The 18784-nt window shown below is 39.4% G+C and carries 16 protein-coding genes and 1 pseudogene; 2 read left to right on the plus strand and 15 right to left on the minus strand.

Going from position 1 to position 18784, the window contains the following annotated elements; all coding sequences use genetic code 11:
• Positions 1-32: 32 nt before the first annotated feature.
• The 12 genes from ligA to IWB18_RS09010 form a co-directional block, all read right to left on the minus strand.
• The gene (ligA, locus tag IWB18_RS08955; protein ID WP_195683282.1) at positions 33-2015 is read right to left on the minus strand and encodes an NAD-dependent DNA ligase LigA; all 1983 of its coding nucleotides are present in this window, start codon (positions 2013-2015) and stop codon (positions 33-35) included.
• An 11-nt stretch (positions 2016-2026) separates the two neighbouring features.
• A complete protein-coding gene (pcrA, locus tag IWB18_RS08960) occupies positions 2027-4231 on the minus strand; it encodes a DNA helicase PcrA (protein WP_195683283.1) in 2205 nt (734 codons plus the stop codon).
• 119 nt (positions 4232-4350) lie between these two features.
• On the minus strand, positions 4351-5685 hold the full coding sequence (locus IWB18_RS08965) for a sensor histidine kinase (RefSeq protein ID WP_195683284.1): 1335 nt from the start codon (positions 5683-5685) through the stop codon (positions 4351-4353).
• Positions 5686-6357 (minus strand): response regulator transcription factor, encoded by a 672-nt coding sequence (locus tag IWB18_RS08970; protein ID WP_195683285.1) that lies wholly within the window; start codon positions 6355-6357, stop codon positions 5686-5688. It lies immediately after the preceding gene.
• A gap of 221 nt (positions 6358-6578) precedes the next feature.
• Positions 6579-7028, minus strand: coding sequence for a signal peptidase II (gene lspA, locus IWB18_RS08975; RefSeq protein WP_195683286.1), 450 nt, complete (start codon positions 7026-7028; stop codon positions 6579-6581).
• Positions 7021-7467, minus strand: a complete 447-nt coding sequence (locus IWB18_RS08980; protein ID WP_195683287.1) for a DUF3887 domain-containing protein — start codon at positions 7465-7467, stop codon at positions 7021-7023. Before IWB18_RS08980 ends, lspA begins: the two co-directional genes overlap by 8 nt.
• A gap of 32 nt (positions 7468-7499) precedes the next feature.
• Entirely contained in the window at positions 7500-8267 is a 768-nt protein-coding gene (locus tag IWB18_RS08985; RefSeq protein ID WP_195683288.1) for a YhfC family intramembrane metalloprotease, read from the minus strand.
• Between the two features lie 111 nt (positions 8268-8378).
• Positions 8379-10571 (minus strand): catalase/peroxidase HPI, encoded by a 2193-nt coding sequence (katG, locus tag IWB18_RS08990; RefSeq protein ID WP_195683289.1) that lies wholly within the window; start codon positions 10569-10571, stop codon positions 8379-8381.
• Positions 10572-10729: 158 nt separating this feature from the next.
• A complete protein-coding gene (locus tag IWB18_RS08995) occupies positions 10730-12115 on the minus strand; it encodes a uroporphyrinogen decarboxylase/cobalamine-independent methonine synthase family protein (protein WP_195683290.1) in 1386 nt (461 codons plus the stop codon).
• Positions 12116-12239: 124 nt separating this feature from the next.
• Entirely contained in the window at positions 12240-12902 is a 663-nt protein-coding gene (locus tag IWB18_RS09000) for a TetR/AcrR family transcriptional regulator (RefSeq protein WP_195683291.1), read from the minus strand.
• Between the two features lie 83 nt (positions 12903-12985).
• Positions 12986-14119 (minus strand): DUF2812 domain-containing protein, encoded by a 1134-nt coding sequence (locus IWB18_RS09005; protein WP_195683292.1) that lies wholly within the window; start codon positions 14117-14119, stop codon positions 12986-12988.
• A 128-nt stretch (positions 14120-14247) separates the two neighbouring features.
• Entirely contained in the window at positions 14248-14514 is a 267-nt protein-coding gene (locus IWB18_RS09010; protein ID WP_195683298.1) for a DUF1905 domain-containing protein, read from the minus strand.
• A 269-nt stretch (positions 14515-14783) separates the two neighbouring features.
• On the opposite strand from IWB18_RS09010, the gene IWB18_RS09015 reads away from it, so the two are divergent.
• The gene (locus IWB18_RS09015) at positions 14784-15557 is read left to right on the plus strand and encodes an MFS transporter (protein WP_195683293.1); all 774 of its coding nucleotides are present in this window, start codon (positions 14784-14786) and stop codon (positions 15555-15557) included.
• 194 nt (positions 15558-15751) lie between these two features.
• Entirely contained in the window at positions 15752-16375 is a 624-nt protein-coding gene (locus IWB18_RS09020; RefSeq protein ID WP_195683294.1) for a DUF2238 domain-containing protein, read from the plus strand.
• 123 nt (positions 16376-16498) lie between these two features.
• Here the strand turns inward: IWB18_RS09020 and IWB18_RS09025 are convergent.
• The 3 genes and pseudogenes from IWB18_RS09025 to IWB18_RS09035 all read right to left on the minus strand — a co-directional run.
• Positions 16499-16702 (minus strand): annotated as a pseudogene (locus IWB18_RS09025) (hypothetical protein); the annotation flags it as partial.
• Between the two features lie 18 nt (positions 16703-16720).
• Positions 16721-17986: a cation:proton antiporter gene (locus IWB18_RS09030; protein WP_195683295.1), complete on the minus strand. Its 1266-nt coding sequence runs from the start codon at positions 17984-17986 to the stop codon at positions 16721-16723.
• Positions 17983-18606 (minus strand): TetR/AcrR family transcriptional regulator, encoded by a 624-nt coding sequence (locus tag IWB18_RS09035; RefSeq protein WP_195683296.1) that lies wholly within the window; start codon positions 18604-18606, stop codon positions 17983-17985. Before IWB18_RS09035 ends, IWB18_RS09030 begins: the two co-directional genes overlap by 4 nt.
• Positions 18607-18784 lie beyond the last annotated feature (178 nt).

Raw genomic sequence — 18784 nt, forward strand, 5'->3', positions numbered from 1 at the left:
ATTATATTTTAAGTCCCTGTTCTTTACAACTTTTATCGGATCATGGATAAGAATGTATCCTCGTCTATCACGGCAACATCCAAACTTAAAGCCTTTTCAAGCTTGCTTCCTGCCGCTTCTCCCGCAAGAACATAATCTGTTTTTTTGCTTACTGAACCCACGACTGATCCGCCGTTTTCCTCTATTATCTTTTTTGCCTCATCTCTTTTTAATGTGGGCAAGGTTCCTGTAAGGACAAATTTTTTACCTTTAAACAAGTTGGTGACGCTTTTTTTACCTTCAGACATGTTCAGTCCTTTGTCTTTGAGTTTGTCTATCAACTGAATATTCTCGGGATTGTCGAAAAAAGCTCTGGTCTCCTCGGCGATTACACTGCCTACTTCATCGATTTTTTGCAGTTCTTCCAATGTACTTTGTGAAAGATTATCCATTGTCTCATAACGCTCCGCCAGCAATTTGGATGTTTTCTCCCCTACAAATGGTATTCCCAATGCGAATATCAATCTGGAAAGGGGTCTCTTTCTGGAATCTTCGATGGCATTGACCATGTTTATAAACGATTTTTCGCCTGAATTTTCCAGTGCCATGATGTCATCCTTTTTGTCTTTTAAATCGTAGATATCACTAATATCGGATATTATTCCTTTTTCTATGAACTTTTGAACCTGTTTTGGTCCCATACCTTCTATATTCATTGCTTTTTTTGAGACGAAGTGCACTATCTTTCTTCTAATTTGAGCAGGGCAAGAAACATTAAGGCATTTTACGTCCGCCTCCTCAGGGTTCCTGTGAGTGGGGCCCCCGCATTCCGGACATGTAACAGGTATAACATAAGGCTCGGAGCTTTTATCTCTGTGATCCTTGTTGACCCTGACCACTTCAGGTATAATTTCACCTGCTTTTCGAATCAGTACAACATCCCCCTCCCTTATATCCTTTTCGGTTATGTAGTCCTGATTATGAAGTGTGGCCCTCGATACTACGCTGCCTGAAATTAGTACCGGCTTTAAATTGGCAACAGGTGTAAGTACTCCTGTTCTTCCTACTTGCACTTGAATGCTTTCCACTACGGTTTCTTTTTCTTCAGGTGGAAATTTATACGCAATGGCCCATCTTGGGCTCTTTTCCGTTTGCCCCATTTCAGTCCTTTTTTCAAGTTCGTCAACTTTGACGACCAACCCGTCGATCTCATAGGGTAGCTCGCCCCTTGTTCTTTCCAGCTCATGACAAAACCTGATGACCTGGTCAATATTATCAGCTTTTACACATCTGCTGGTTTTAAATCCAAGCTTGGAAAGATATTCCAGGCTCTGCGAGTGGGTTTTAAATCCTTGAGATCCGCCGCTTTCCAGACTGAATACAAATATGTCAAGAGGTCTTGCAGCCGTGACTTTGGAATCCAGTTGCCTGATAGATCCAGCAGCGGCATTTCTCGGGTTTGCAAACAGGTTCTCATCGTCTTCTATGCGTTTTTCATTGAGTCGTTCAAAATTTGCCTTGTCAATATAAACTTCTCCTCTTACTTCAAGAGTTTCCGGTTCATTCAATCTTAAAGGTATGTTTTTTATGGTTCTTAGATTTTCCGTTACATCTTCCCCGATGACTCCATCCCCTCTTGTTGCACCTCTCACAAAAATTCCATCTTCATAATAAAGCACTACAGTCAAACCGTCATACTTATACTCCATTGAATATGTAAAATCGTCGGTTAGTTTTGCCAATCTCTGGTCAAATGCTCTAAGATCTTCGTCGCTGAAAGCATTTGTCAGACTAAGTTTTGGTGTGGTAAATTCAACCTTTTGGAATTTCTCCAAAGGATTTCCACCAACTCTTTTGCTTGGTGAATAACTAAAGGAATACTCCGGATATTCTTCTTCCAATTCCGCAAGTCTCTTCATCATCATGTCGTATGTATAATCATCTATTACCGGTGAATCTGCATTGTAATAAAGCTTATTGTGTTTTTCAATTTCTTCGATAAGTTCCAAGATTTCCGCTTTAGGATCCTTGCTCATATTTTTCACCTTTATACTATTTTTATGGGTGCCATACTGACGGCTATTTTTTTGATTCCCATGTTCGGAAATGCCACTGTGGCAATATCTCCGTTGAGGTTGATAACTGTCCCTTCGCCCCATACCTTGTGAATGATCTTGTCGCCTGTTGCGATCTCGTCTTTGGACTGGGATTTGCTCGGCTTTTGCGAAAGATTACCACCTATAAACCTGTCGAGTTGATTGTTCATGCTGAATGTAGAATTTTGATTCTCGTCCCTGCCTTTTTTCTTGTTCACGGGTTTAGGAGATTCTTTTATATTTAGCAACTCTACCGGTATCTCATCCAGAAATCTGGATTTCATATTGTAATTCAACCTTCCGTAAACAGTTCTGTACTTGGCATGGGTCATAAAAAGCCTGTCCTGAGCCCTGGTTATTCCGACATAGCAAAGTCTTCTTTCCTCTTGAAGTTCGTGATCGTCGTCTTTGGACCTTTCATGCGGAAAAATCCCCTCTTCCATACCCGGCAAGAAAACTACCGGAAATTCAAGACCTTTGGCATTGTGGATCGTCATCAATAAAACTTCTCCACCCTCATCATCCAATTTGTCCGTCTCAGAATACAAAGAGACGTTTTCCAAAAATGATGTGAGGTCCATGTCGACAGAATTCTTTTCAAATTCTACGGCTGCTGACACCAACTCTTTAAGGTTTTCCACTCTTGACTGGGAATTTTGCATTTTGCCGCTCTCCAGCATCTCCATATATCCGGATTCTTCTATGACCATTTCCATCAATTTGCTTATGGAAAGATGATCTTTGTTGCTGCTGAATTTATCCATCAATTCGGCAAATGATCGGAGTTTTCCCATGACTCCTGCAGTCAGTCCAACCATCTCGTCGAGGTTCATTATAACGTCGTACAAAGTCCATTCCTTAAAATCTGCAAACTCCTGGAGTTTTTCTATAGTGGCGTTTCCTATTCCTCTCTTAGGAGTATTGATGATCCTCTTAAAGCTCAAGTCGTCCTTTTGATTGTCAAGAACCACAAGATATGCGATTATGTCCTTGATTTCTTGTCTCGCATAAAACTTTGTACCACCAACCATTTTATATGGGATCCTGGCCGCTACAAATGATTCTTCAAATACCCTGGATTGAGCATTTGTTCTATATAATACTGCAAAGTCCTTATAATCGTATACGCCGTCTCTAACCATGTTTCGGATTTGGCTTGTAACATAATTGCTCTCGTCCCGTTCATCGTTGAGTTCAAATACTTCTATTGGCTCTCCGGCTTTTTTGTCCGTCCACATTTTCTTGTCTTTTCTATAATCGTTGTTGCTGATCACATGATTGGCCGCTTCGATGATGTTTGGCGTGGACCTGTAATTTTGCTCGAGTTTGATGACCCTGGCTTGAGGATATATTTTCTCAAATTCCAAAATATTGGTGATATCAGCACCCCTGAATGCGTAAATACTCTGATCGTCATCACCGCAGACGCAAATGTTTTTATGTTTTTTTGCAAGCATGTCCGTCAGTTTGAACTGTATTGGGTTGGTGTCCTGATACTCGTCAACAAGCACGTATTTGAATTTTTCCTGATAGTATTTCAGAATGTCGGGCTGTTCCTCGAACAATCTGGAAGTATTAAGGAGCAAATCGTCAAAATCCATGGCATTATTTGATTTAAGCTTGCTTTGGTATAGCTTGTACACCTGAGCAATTTTTTCCTCTCTGAAATCATCCATACTTTCCTTTGCAAATTGGTCGGGCATGGTGCCTTTTTCTTTCAAGGAAGATATTTTGCTGATCAAGCTGCTTACCGGATACATCTTCTCATCCAGATTGATTTCATTCAAACACTCCTTGATTATGGATTTAACGTCTGAAGTATCGTATATTACATAATTTCTGTCATAGCCTATAAGATTTGCATGAAATCTTAATATTTTTGCGCACATGGAGTGGAAGGTGCTCATCCAGATGTCCTCGGCGCCATCTATATCCATGGACTTGATCCTGTTTCTCATTTCCTCGGCTGCCTTGTTAGTAAAAGTCAAGGCTAAAATCTCCCATGGTTTCGCTTTGTTTTCTTTCAGTATATAAGCAATTCTGTGTATGATCGTCCTGGTCTTGCCTGATCCTGCTCCTGCCAATATGAGAACAGGTCCGTCAGTGGACAATACTCCCTGTTGTTGTCTTTCATTCAGTCCTTCAATCAAATTCATTGCAACCTCCATTTTTTGCTCGTTTAACAAAAAAATTCATCCAATTCTGCGATGAATTTCCAAGTTTTGTTCAGACTAACATTCTATCATAAATTATCGGTTCAGGCACCTTTTTCATTTTAAAGGAATTCCGAATCTTCATCTTCTTCATAAAACACCTGATCCTTCTGGATCCAGACAGAAGCAACTGTTCCCTTTTCTTTTTCACTGGTTATCTCCAGTCGCCAGTCGTGTTCATCGGCTATCCACCGGGCAATGGAAAGTCCAAGACCGGTTCCTCCCATTTCTCTTGAACGGGCTTTGTCCGCTCTATAAAACCTTTCGTAAATCTTCTCCAGATTCTCCGGGGCGATCCCTTCACCCTGATCCTTGAATTTCAGGACGAGATATCCCTTTTCCTCTTTAGTAGAGATGGAGATCGTGGTATTTTCAAGGCTGTATTTTATGCTGTTGTCCAATAGTATTATCACAAGCTGGGTCATTCGCATCATGTCGGCAAAAATGTAAATCTTGTCATCGATACTGTTGTAAATGCTTATGTTTCTTTGCGCCGCTATTGGCATAAGCTTTTCACTGGTATTCGTTATGAGGTATGACAGATTGAATACTTCCTTATCAAGGACTAGCTGTCCTGCATCGACTTTTGCCAGAAATAGAAGGTCTGTTACTACCTTCTCCATCCTTTTGGTTTCATCATAAGCGTTTTTTATCCATTCCGTTTGACTTTCAACTGACGCCTTCGGTTCGGATTTTACAACATCAAGATTTGTAAGCACCACGGCTATTGGAGTCCTCAGCTCATGAGAAACATTTGCCACAAATTCCTGTTGTTTCAAAATCGACTGCCTTATCGGTATTATCGATCTTCCCGAAATTATATATCCGCCCAAAAATGAAAGGGTAGTTCCAATTACCACCGCTATCATAAGGATCCTTAAAAGCCAATCCAGAAAACTGAACTCGGCATTCATATTTTTGATTGTTTGCACTACTCTCATCTGTCCATTGTCGTTAGCGTATACATTAGTAAAGATTTTCATGTCGATGATTTCATACTTGTAATTAAGCACTTGCTTTCCCATATTGTTGTTCTGGAAATTATAGAGCAGGATATCGTTAAGTATATTGTTGGGGAGCTGTAAATATATGGAGCTTCTGATAATATCGAAATTCTCATCCCAAACGACCGTTGTTATATTTTCGTTAAGTAATTTTTGAATGAAGTCATTGTACTCCTGATCCTTCTCCGGATCATTTGGATATCCTTCCTTAAGATCATCGAAATAATCGATGTAAGTGTTTAATTGTTCTGCTACAAGAGCAAGCTCGGTGTCTACTGTATTAGTGAGATTTAGTTGCATGGTAAAATACAAAAAAACCGATATGGCTATCAGTATTATTATGAGCACAACCGTATTTAGCAAGGCCAGATTCAGCCTTAACTTATTCAGCATCTAATCCCTCTCCTTTAAAACGTAGCCCAAACCTCTCACAGTTTGGATCATGGATCTGGACTTGACCAGTTTCTTCCTGAGATAGTGTACATAAATTTCCACACTGTTTTCTGCAGCCAAACTGTCAAATCCCCAAATTCTGTCGATTATATGATCTTTTGAAATGATCATTCCGGGATTTCTTAAAAACATCTCCAGCAATTGAGACTCCTTTGATGTCAAATTTTTTGGATTGCCGTCTATTGTTACCTCGCCGGTGTTGATATTTAGCGTAATATCCGAATATCCTATGGTACTGTCGTGATATATCTCCTTCGGTCTTCTTGCCAACGCCCTTACCCTGGCCAAGAGTTCTTCCGTTTCAAAAGGCTTGACCATATAATCGTCTGCACCCATGTTCAAGCCCTTTACTTTGTCCTTTGTAGTATCCATTGCTGTCAGTATAAGCACGGGTGTGTTTTTTCCTTTTTCCCTGATGCCTTTTAATATCTGCAAACCATCCACTTCGGGAAGCATTATATCAAGGATTATTACATCGTATATGTTTTCATCGGCCAGCAGTTGCCCCTCCAGACCGTCATAAACCACATCTGTTAAAATCTTGTTGTTCTCAAATATCTTGGCAACCGCCTGAGCCAGAGGTTTTTCATCTTCTACCAAAAGTACCCTCATGTTTTCCTCCCAAGAATTATTTTATTTTTTTCACATTATCAATGATATTTAAATATTTAAAGGTTACGTTAAGCTTCATCATGTATCATATTGTTAAAGAGAATACTAGATGGAACCAACCCCCTTTTCCCTTTTCCCTTTTTAAATGATTGATAAATTTTTTTCATTTATTTTGGTTCCTGACTATATAAAGAGGTTTCGGCCTCTTTATATTTTTTTGTCTAAATCAATCCTGAGTTTGCGTATGCAAAAATCCCTCCAACGAAAATATACAAATCCGCAAGGTTGAAAACCGGGAATCTTTTTATCTTGATAAAAATGAAATCCGTGACTCTTCCTTTAAACATTCTTTCATAGTAGTTCGACAATGCTCCTGCTATTACAAAGCTTAGCGGAATCAAATAATCATAACCGAGATTTTTAATGATCGAATAGAAAAAAACAAGCAATATGACGATTATCGCCAAAGTTGAAAAAAACATCAAAACTTTTCTGTTTCTTTTTAATATTCCAAAAGCTGCACCTTTGTTATATACCAGGACCAGGTATAATCTTCCCCATACCTTTTTGGGATAGTTAGGCATCAGCTTGTCTCGAGCCATTTTCTTGGTGCTCAGATCTGCCATGATACCTAAAACGATCACGAAAAGGCATATAAGAAGTTTAACCATAAATATTCACCAGTTTAGGCGAGTTCAAAATCAGAGTTTCGATTTTCATATCATCGTCGTCAGTGAACCATATGGTAACTGCCACGTCTCCATCTTCATCTGTAAAAGTGCCCTTGTATATGGCGCTTATGTATGATACCCCTTCATGCTCCTGTTTTGTTACCTTTTCAAGAGTCAATGTTCCCTCTTCATATTCACCTATTATCTCCGTTATGGTCGGACGCAAGACTCCGATGAAGTTTTCCTCAGTCATGGCACCTTGCATAAGAGGTCCAAAATCCTTGCTGAAGCCAGCATAGTTTCCCTCATTGAATGCAACAAGCATGCTTTCCACTTTAGGTGTTCCTTCAAGATCTATTTCATTTTTTAATTCTGAAGTCGAACATCCGGCAAATATAAGCAATAGAGACACAAGAAGTACGATATACAATTTTTTCATAAAATTCCCTCCGTTCAGAACTCAATTTTCAACTATGATCCTTTTTCAACTTTGAATCTACTTTTTATATATAAAACACTAAAAAAAGCAACGATCAAAAGAAAAATTTCCGACAGGTATACGTTTGGCATCATAACAGCAACAAAATTGACTGCGCCGTGGATCAATATGGCCACTAACAATAGCTTGGGCCTCTTTTTAAATACGCTTTCAGCCACCACGAACGACAATGCGATATGAAGCAATACGGCAAACACTCTTTCTATCCCGCCCATCAAAAACATGTGTGGCGGTGTATTGGACAGCACTTCTATCCAATTGCTGCTTTCCGTAAAAATTCCCGGCAATGATTCTACAAAACCACCCAACAACCCAAAATTGATATACAATAATGCAATGAATGTAAAAATTGTGTTGATACCTATAAGTGCTATTGATTCAAATCCACCGTGTCCTACACCATATGAAAATACGTCCCAATTTGTCGGTTCATACTTATTGAAGAATTTAAATGCCACATATCTGCCGATTTCTTCGAAAATTCCTGCTGTGATCGACAAAAACAGAGCCATGATAACTTTATTAGAAGCGATATTGGCATAAAACCAAAACTGTCCCTGAAGAAAAGTAACTAGTGGTATCCTTAAAACAAGCTGGAATACCGCAAAAATCATGGCACCGGCAAAAATGTATCTGATCTTCGATTTTCTCTTCAATATCACATATAAAAATAATACTAAAGGAAAACCGATGGAGAGAACCATAGAAAGTCCGCTGAAAACCGCGTACCATAATTCCATTTAAACACCTCATAGCTAATTTTATCTCTCAATCATTATATCAATTATCCCTGGTTATAAAAAGAAAAGATTTCATATCTCTCAGACATGAAATCTTTACAATTCAACTTTTTAAACTAAATCGAACCTATCAGCATTCATTACTTTTGTCCAAGCAACAACGAAATCTTCAACAAATTTTCTATTTGCATCTTCACTGGCGTAAACTTCAGCCACTGCTCTTAGTTCAGAATTTGAACCAAATACCAGATCCACTCTTGTTCCAGTCCATTTGGGTTCTCCAGTTTTTCGATCTCTTCCTTCAAAAGTCTCACTTTTTTCTGACAGAGGTCTCCATACGGTTCCCATATCCAAAAGATTAACAAAGAAGTCATTGGATAGTGTTTCAGATCTATCTGTGAATACACCGTGCTTGGAGTTGTCGAAATTTGCACCCAAAACCCGCATTCCTCCTACCAAAACCGTCATTTCCGGTACAGTCAATCCCAGAAGTTGAGCTTTGTCTATCAGAATGTGCTCTGCCATATGCGCACAGCTTTTCTTGCTATAATTTCTAAACCCGTCTGCTTTAGGTTCCAAAACGGAAAATGCGTTCACATCAGTCTGTTCATCTGTTGCATCGGTACGCCCAGGCGCAAAAGGAACTTTCAAATCAAAACCGGCATTTCTTGCTGCTTTCTCAATTGCCGCACAACCTCCAATGACTATTAGATCTGCAATGGATACTTTCTTGCCGCTTGATTGTTCATCGTCAAATTCGTTCTTTAAGCTTTCAAAAACTTCAAGCACTTTCTGAAGTCGATTGGGTTGATTTACCTCCCAGTTTAGTTGAGGATCCAATCTTATTCGGGCTCCGTCTGCTCCACCTCTTTTATCAGAACCCCTAAATGTGGATGCCGATGACCATGCCGTGTATACCAATTCGGATACAGACAATCCCGAATCCAGTATGCGTTTTTTCAACCCCTCCACATCGTTATCGTCTATTTGTTCATAATCCGCCACAGGTACAGGATCTTGCCATAAAAACTGTTCCTTGGGGACATCCGGACCCAGATATCTGGAAACAGGTCCCATATCCCTGTGCGTCAACTTGAACCAGGCTTTTGCAAAAGCTTCCTCCAACTCATTAAAATTGTTCATAAAATGTTCTGCTATCGGACGATATGTGGGATCCATTCTAATGGCCAAGTCTGCAGTTGTCATCATTGGTGCATGAGTTTTTGAGGGATCATGTGCATCAGGGACAGTAGTTTTGGCAGCTGGATCAGTAGGTTTCCACTGCCACGCTCCCGCGGGGCTCTTTTCCAGATCCCAATCGTACCTGAACAAGGTCTTGAGATAACTATTGTTCCACTGGATGGGTGTAGGTGTCCAAGCTCCTTCTATGCCACTGGTTATTGTGTCTCCACCCTTTCCTGTTCCAAAGCTGTTTTTCCATCCCAATCCTTGCTCTTCCATTCCCGCTGCTTCCGGTTCCGGACCCAGATTATCAGCCGGACCTGCACCATGACACTTTCCGAAGGTATGACCGCCAACTATCAGGGCAACGGTTTCGTAATCGTTCATTGCCATTCTGGCAAATGTCTCTCTTATGTCAACTGCTGATTCCAAAGCGCTGGGCTTTCCATTGGGACCTTCGGGATTAACGTATATAAGACCCATCTGAACTGCAGCCAAAGGATTTTCAAGATCTCTTTCCCCTGAATATCGTTCATCCCCAAGCCATTCTTTTTCAGCTCCCCAGTAAACGTCTTCTTCCGGTTCCCAGATGTCTTCTCTTCCACCTGCAAATCCTATGGTCTTAAGTCCCATGGACTCCAAGGCTGCATTTCCGGCAAGTATCATCAAATCTGCCCAGGATATCTTCTTTCCATATTTTTGTTTTATGGGCCACAGCAAACGCCTTGCTTTGTCAAGACTAACATTGTCAGGCCAACTATTTAACGGCGCAAATCTTTGATTTCCTGTACCACCGCCTCCACGGCCATCTCCCATTCTATATGTACCGGCGCTGTGCCATGCCATACGAATAAACAACGGACCATAATGTCCGTAGTCTGCAGGCCACCAGTCTTGAGAATCAGTCATCAACTCATTCAAATCTTTCTTCAAAGCATCTAAATCAAGTTTCTTGAATTCTTCTGCATAATTAAAATCCCTACCCAATGGGTTTCTTTCCGGGGCATTTTGATGAAGCATCTTTAAATTCATCTGGTTGGGCCACCAATCTGCATTTGAAGTACCACCGCTTGATTTTTTGCTGGTCATTCCGGTTACAGGACATTTTCCTTTTTCACTCATGAATTTTCCACCTTCCATTGGTAATTGTTTAGTTCCAACACCTCAGATATACCCGGTATTCAACTTGGTAAAACCTCATTTGATCAGGTTTCGTACAAATGCGCATAAAAAGACATCGATCACTCATAGCATCGATGTCTTTGTAGCTTTTATAAAAATCAAATCAAAAGATTCATGTAGGACACGAAAATATCGTGACTGATCTTTTCAAATTTCTCCTTCGCAAAATCCGGAGTGTGGGGATACATCTTGGCATGCTCATCCCAGTCAAATAAATACTTGGATTTTACATCAGGTATCACAGACAAATCTCTTTGAAATCCTTCTGAATTCAAAGGTGTTCCGAAGGATTCACCAGCATTGTCGTAAACCATATAGTCCTTTAAGCAATTGTTTAATGCAGCCCAAGTTTCAATGTTGGCATCTTTGGGCCCAAGTGGGGACTTGTCAAATCCAAACAAGTACCCTCCCCCTGGCATCATTATATCTAAAAACTCTTTGGCTCTATCCACGATCTGCTCAGGTGTATCCAAAAGCAGGGATGAAACCGGGAACAATCCCGTAAGGATGAACTTTTCACCTAGTTTTTCCTTGATGATTTTAGGATCTCCATATTCAAATTGTATCTTGGTTCCGGCTGGTAATTCGTCCAGAAGAATGTCCAGATATCTCATCCAATCATGCTCGCAAAATATTGAAGGTCTAACTCCTACTGCAGCGTATTGCTCCAACTGTTTCTTGAATGTGGGTAAGTACAAATCCAAGAAATCTTTCTCTCTCATAAAAGTAGGCATGTGCAGCGGTAAAAACACCCCTCCTTCAGGATGAACCACTGATGGAAGTCCCCACTTATATACTAGGGGCAAGACAACTTCGCAGGCTTCCTTGATAAATCCCGGATCTCTTCTTATGTCTTTGCTTATCCCGGAAAAGCTTCTTATCTGGTCTGCAACAAAATCCATCGGAGCTTCGGATATTGTAAAAGATCCCCGGGGTGCACCCGGATAATAGCCATACTTTTGAACCAGATTGGCATATACGGGAATGAAGTTGCCAGTATCCTGAGCCAATGTAGTTTTAGCCATTTCAAGATAGGTTGATCTCTTGACGGGATCATCCAGAGACAACATGGGGTGTTGTCTTGGAACAACTTTTTCTACCAGATAATCAAACCCTTTTTCTATCAGCTCAGGATATCCGTCTGCACCCATCCCCACTACCTCGGGATGTTGCATATAACCCGAATGGCTCATCACAAAATTTCTTGATTGCAAAAGTTCATAAAATGAAGGCGGTCTTGTAAGCACGATATTGGGTGGTATAACAGGACAGTTGTCAGTGTATATCTTTTGACACAGATCATCCGCAGATTCTGCCAACATGTTGTAATCGTATTGAAAATCAAAGGGATCCAGTCCCCCATGATGAGCTACTATCGTGTAAGGAAAGGTAGTTGCCACCGGCAACCTTTTGGGAAGAATATTGTTGTTAATATCCTCATAGATTTTCTTTCTTTCATCTGCAATATTGTTTTGACCGCTCATTTTAAAACCTCCATTTTTATTTAAATTTTTATGCATTTACAAAAACCGAACACGTTCTGTTTTTAGACTAACAAAAAAACCGGCTACTGTCAACCGGTTTCATTGGTTGCTCTTAACTTTTATCTTAATAATCCAAACGAATGTCAAACACATCCGTCTCGGTGATCTTGATGTCAAAACTTATGGGAATAGCAACGTCCAAAATACAGTCTATCTCATTTTTCGAAAAACCAAGCTGCAACAGGTGATGAACATTAAATATCCTTATTGCTTCAGGAACATCTTTGATGATCCCCTCCTTAATGCCACATATCAACTGTTGATACATGCCTATATAAAACAAACTATATACATTCAATGTTTGATTGTCCAAGTGCATTTTAAGATATTCATTTTTTCTGGCAAACTGCATAAATATATGATCGAGCATTATATCTGTCAACAAATTTTCCTGGCTCAAGTCGTACATGAAATCCAGTCTTTTTTTTATGGTGCTCCCGATGATCACAGAAGTGGTTAGGTAAACCGTATCCGCTTCTATGGTGTCCAAATCCAACTTGCTATAGATATTTCTGATCTGAGTATAAATGATTTTATTGTAAGTTTGAGAAAGGACCTTGGCAATATCCGCTTTTTTATTGAAATGATGGGTTATAGCTCCCAATGAAACGTTGGCCTTTGTAGATATATCCCGCATGGTAGTTTTCCTGTAGCCTTTTTCATCGAACAAGGCGTAGGCAGTATCCAAGATATGTTGTTTGTTTTTGCTGAATTTGTATGTTTTCAATATGCTACCACCATTCTGTATAATTTTTAATTATACCATCAATATTCAATAGACTCAAAAATACAATTTATTATTTGCGCTTTTCAAAATTTTGCTGCGGCAATCTCCAAAATCGATTTAGCTTCATCGTTATTGGGAACATTTCCACCTTTTCCTGCATAAATAAACTTGATCACAGTGGAATCTTTTACCAAGATGTACTCCAACCCCATTTTCCCTGCATAGGCCCTGTCTGTTCCCTCAACCGAATATGACTCAAAAGAAGAAACCGATCTATCAAATGTAGCAGTTTTCATCAGGATCTCACTAAACTGTAAAGCGAAATCTTTAGATTGTAATTCATAAACTTTTTGATTTAACCAGGCACCATCAATGGATTCCTGGGTCTCGGTAATATTTGCTAGAAGAGTTCTCCACCTCCTGACGTAGTATAGAGATTCTCTTTCTCCTTCATGACTAAAATCTTTCAAGATCAGATAACCACTTTCTCTTTGTTCAGGCATTTCATATTCAACCGTACCAACTATTTCAACAGCGCCAATAAACAGAATCGTCATTATAGTCAACATGTAAATAACAGATCCAAAACTTATTCGGTATCTTGGTGGATACGGCATGGTATTTGGCTTATCTTTCAACTTGAAAATAAACCTTGTTAAATAGATTAAAATATATAAATATCTGATCATTACCCACAAAGTCAAAAACCCAAACAACAATCCGAAAGCTGTATGTTCAACAAAAAAGAGCAGCATTTCCGGAATGAAACTAAACCCTGTACCATTATCTCCCTTGCCAATCAATGACAACAGCCAAACTTGCAATAAAAACATGCTAAAAACAAAAAATATTTCAATGAGATAACTTTTTCTAAGAGCACGAACGCTCTTGATAGTTAATTCGGGTCCAACCATTTTCTGAGCTATAGCTTCGTCATCAGTAGAGTATATTTGCAATCTGTCCGTACTTGCCTTGCCCTCGACAAGTTCCCACCCTTCATTTTCGAATGTTTCTACCGGTTTTAGTTTCTCATTCCAACGGGTCGGTTTTCGCAAAACGATCCTATAAAACCTCTCCTGTGGTTCATCTTTTCTAAATCGACTGATATGCTTTCCTCTTTTGTCCAGTAGCCACCCCTTTTTGGCCATTTGATGATAAAGCGCTTCATTTTCTCTTATCCCGTAGTCTCCTCGATGTAAAACGTAACGTTTTTTCATTAATTCAACTCCCGCAAGCATTTTTATTATAATAAATTTATCTTACCATTTATCAATCAAATATTAAAGTGTATATAAAAACTCGAAATCCCTTGATCTCGAGTTTTCAAAAATTATAAATATTATGTTCATTCACGTTCCTGTATCGTCACTTTTATCGAATCGCCAGGCTGTTTTCCGATTTTAGCCCTTATATCCTTTCTTATTCCAATAATGTGTCCGGGGGTCTTCATTCTTACAAGACTTCCTTCGTATCTTTCGCCGTCAAAAGTGGCCAGCACCTTTACTCTGCCCTTTCCAAATTCCTCTCTCACGTCGTATGGGAATTCTACATAGGCTCCGTCGACATCAGGGACTTTTTTTATAACAGCTTCAAATTCATATATCTTCTTCACTTTCATCGATCCTCAATTCATTTTTTATTATTCATTGGACAAAGCTTTGTGTAATTATTTAACGTCCTCATTTGCAATTTAATATTTTGATATAAATTTCTTAATTTGGTTGACAATGTATAGATTGCCATATAAAATACAAATATAAAAACAGAACATGTTCTGCTGACTTGAAAGTACTTATGCAAGGAGTGAGAAGTTATCGAGAGAGGTGATCAGTGAAAATAAACCACTTTAAAAGCTGAAACCGAATAAATCAAAATGGAGGAATGGATTTATTTTTAATAACAAAACCTTATGCACAAACTGGTGTACAAAAGGTTGGTGGAGTCACTGAAAAACCTCCTATCAGTGAAATGCTTAAGCAGATAGTTGTCAACCCACCATTGATTGGTTTGATGCTGGTTGAATTGGGAAGATATTTGGGAAGATTCATAATCTTCGGAATGGCTTTTTATTACTTTAAATACATCATTAATGATGTACCCGGACTTGCTTTGTTCATGACTGGATTGACCATCGCTCAAATCGTAGCTGCAGCGGTAGCTGCACCCATCGCAAAAAAATTCGGCGAGAAATACACTTATATAACGGCAATGGCGATATTAGTAGTAGGATTACTTGTTGTTTGGGCAATGCCGTTAAGTGCCGGAACATTTAAAATGGTGATGTTCATCGCTTATTTGGGATATGGCCTTCCGGATAGTTTGAATGTAGCCATGTATTCTGCAACTGTAGATTACGGCGAGTGGAAAACTGGTAAAAACATCAGGGGATTTGTTATGTCGCTTATCAGTTTCCCAATCAAAGCTGCAGTTTTCGTTCGAAGCATAATCATTGCCGCAGTACTTGCGTCTGTAGGATATGTAGCTGACATGGCGGCTACTCCGGAGTTGATAACTGGAATTAAAAACGGATTTGCACTGTATCCTGCAATCATCATGATAATCGGAATGACTTTAATGTTTGGCATGTACTCACTGACTCCCAAGAGACTACGTGAAATTCAAAACGAGTTAAAGCAAAGAAAAACCGAAGCTTAATAATAATTTAAAAATCCTTTCACGCAAATTTGAAAGGATTTTTTTATGCGCAAATTTTTACTCCTCGTCCCCACTAATGTTACACCATGATCTTTCTTGGGTATGCTTTACTAATAAGATAATGGAAACAAATACGCTCACTAAAGATTCTTTCTGAAATTTGGTTGAAATGTTATGGGAAGGACGGTTTATCGATGAAACAAAAAAAATCCGGAAATATAAACACAATCCATTTGATTCTTTTGAGCATATTCTTCATCATATTGATATTGTCGGTCATCCAGCCTTACAATTTGTTGTTCTGGTTCATGCAGGCATTACCTGCCATGTTGATTGTTCTGGGACTGGTTTTGACCTATCGAAAATTCACTTTTTCCACTTTTGTATATGTGATGGTTCTGATCCATACCATTGTTTTATTGATAGGTGCCCATTACACCTATTCTCGAAATCCGTTTTTCGACTTATTGATGAATGAGTTCCAGCTGGAAAGAAACAACTATGACCGGGTCGGGCATTTCGCCCAAGGTTTTTTTCCCGCCTTCATGATCAAGGAATTTTTATTTCGAGCCGTACATGTAAAAAAAGGCCCAATGTTGAATCTCATCGTGATCGGCTTGTGTCTTGGTATCAGCGGATTCTATGAATTGCTCGAATTGGCCGCATCCTGGATCACGGGTTTACCTGGCGAATTCATCATGGGATTTCAGGGAGATGTATGGGACAGCCAATGGGATATGATCATGGCACTCATTGGCGCCGTCATTGCCGTCATTCCATTTGGATCGTGGCACGACAAGCACATGGAAAAGAGCTGAAAAACAACCACTCCAAGGTCAGACCTTGAAGTGGTTTATAATTTTATGATTTTGTTCAGATTCGATTTAGATGCATCTTACAGTGTTGAATCCTTGTTGAACAGCCTTTTGGATGTTGTTCGGTCACTTTTTCACTCCATCTATTTCGCAGACTACCTTATTGTCTTTGAATTGAACGATTTTTGCACTTGTAATGGTTTGGATATTGCAATCTTCCATAAGCTGGCGCAATGCCTGATCGTTGTTTTTGCAGTGTTTTGTCTTCATGAGAATTTCTGGCAACATCTCGATAACGGTAACTTCATCTGCCTTTTCTGCACAGTGGCACGCAGTTTCACATCTCCTTCAATTCGAATTCACACTGAAAGCATACGAAACCTTATGTGGTGTCTGTTTTTCAAGTTCTCCTGCCCATTGGAATGCTTTTTTAGCCGCGATGACCGCTATGATCTCATTGATGACGGCTGCAGCTGCAATAGTTCCCTGGAGAATAATTGCCGAATCAGGATCAAATGAGTTCAATGTTGCTGCCGCAATGGCTGTGAATATCAGAGAAACTCCAGAATGAGGAAGCAGAGTAAGTCCTAAGTATTTCTTCACTGTCTCGGGCATGCCTGTGACCTTTGCCCCTAGATAGGATCCGGAATATTTGCCAAGTGCCCTTGATACAATGTAAATGGCTGTAAATAATCCTGCATTAAGGATCAGGTTGTAGTTGAGTGGAGCTCCAAGGTTCATGATCACGATCATCAGGGAGAACATTAGAAATGGGCTAAATGCATCCATTATCTGAACTAATCTCTCTTTAGATACCATATTTGCGAAGGTTCCCGAAAAGGCCATGCCAATGAGCATAAAGTTCATTACTGGCTCAGTCAAGATCATGGTGTTGAATACAAATCCTATAACTGCTGATGCCAGGATCAACGAAATCGTACTAAGAACAGTAGCACTTTTTGACATCTCTTTTTTTAAGATGATCCCTCCGACAAGTCCAACCCCCATGCCTATTGCAATAGGCAATAAGATCATTAATGCCAGTGTGGTAAAGAGTGGTACTTGATTTGCTGTATGGGAGGCTGCTATCACCGAATTAATACTGAAAAACACGATTATTGCTACAATGTCATCCAGGGCAGCCATAGGGATCAACGTTCTTGTAACAGGCCCCTCTGTCCTGAATTCTCTAACAACTGATAATGCCGGTGCCGGTGCAGTGGCAAGTGCTATCCCACCAAATATCAAAGCCAAGTTCAGGGGTATATTGGCAAAATAAAAAATCACACCAAAAAATAAGGCCACCACAATAAAAGTGGTCGCAGACTGAAAGATTGTCGTTACAACGATCTGACGTCCCTTCTGTTTCAAGTCTTTAATAACAAGCTCGCTTCCTATCATAAGACCCATTCCACATTCCAATACATTTAAAAGCCCATGATACCACCTTATATCAAGGAGTTCATTGCTCAATAGTCCTGAGGCATAAGGTCCCATGACCATACCTGCAATAAGCCACCCCAATATGGCAGGAAGCCTCAATTTCGAAATCAGCTTCCCGGAAAAATAGGCTATAAGGACTCCTAAAAGAAGTCTTGATATAAGTAAGATCATTCCTGTGTTTCCTCCTTCAGAATTCCATAAAACATGAATTTAAGCAATCTTCTCAGTTTAAACTCGTGCTCATCAAACAACATTCCGTAGTCTCTATCCTCATATTTCCAAAATTGATGATTGAATGATTCCTGAAACAGCATAAAATATTCTATGGCCTCTTTACGGGAAACATCGTCTTTCAATTCCATGTGATCGAGAACCTTTTCATAGAAACTGATGTTGTACTTATCAAGATTTTTTTTTATTTCACTTATTTCTTCAATGAGATGTTTTGGGGGCTGCAATAGGACATTTGTGAATATGTTTCTAAAAAAAGGTCTTTCCTTGAAAAACTGAAATCTCAGATCCAAATACCTCTCAATGCTCTCTTCCACATTTGTAAAGGAAATCTCCTTACTAGCCAGAAAACTAGTAAAATTGTCAAAACATTCTTTGACGCAAACAAGATATAGATCATCTTTGTTTTTAAAATAATGATATATAATTCCCTTTGATATATTCCCTTTTTTTGAGATCTCATTTGCAGACGCTTCTGCATAGCTATGTACTCCAAATTCAGCTATTGCACCATTTATGATTTGCTGTTTGGTCAACTTTTTCTTTTCTTCCCTGTTCACCTATCTCACCTCAAAATCTTTTTGACCGCTAAGTCAATATTTAAAGTTTAATGTATATAACCATGGGATAGAGCCAGCTTTTCCATAGAATAGAGCAAGTCTGTTCACGGAATTGAGCCACCTGTTCCATGGTGAGAGCCACCAACTGTATAATAAGATTATGCACCTAAAGGTGTAA

It is taken from the genome of Alkalibacter mobilis, assembly GCF_015594845.1.
Lineage (GTDB): Bacteria > Bacillota > Clostridia > Eubacteriales > Alkalibacteraceae > Alkalibacter > Alkalibacter mobilis.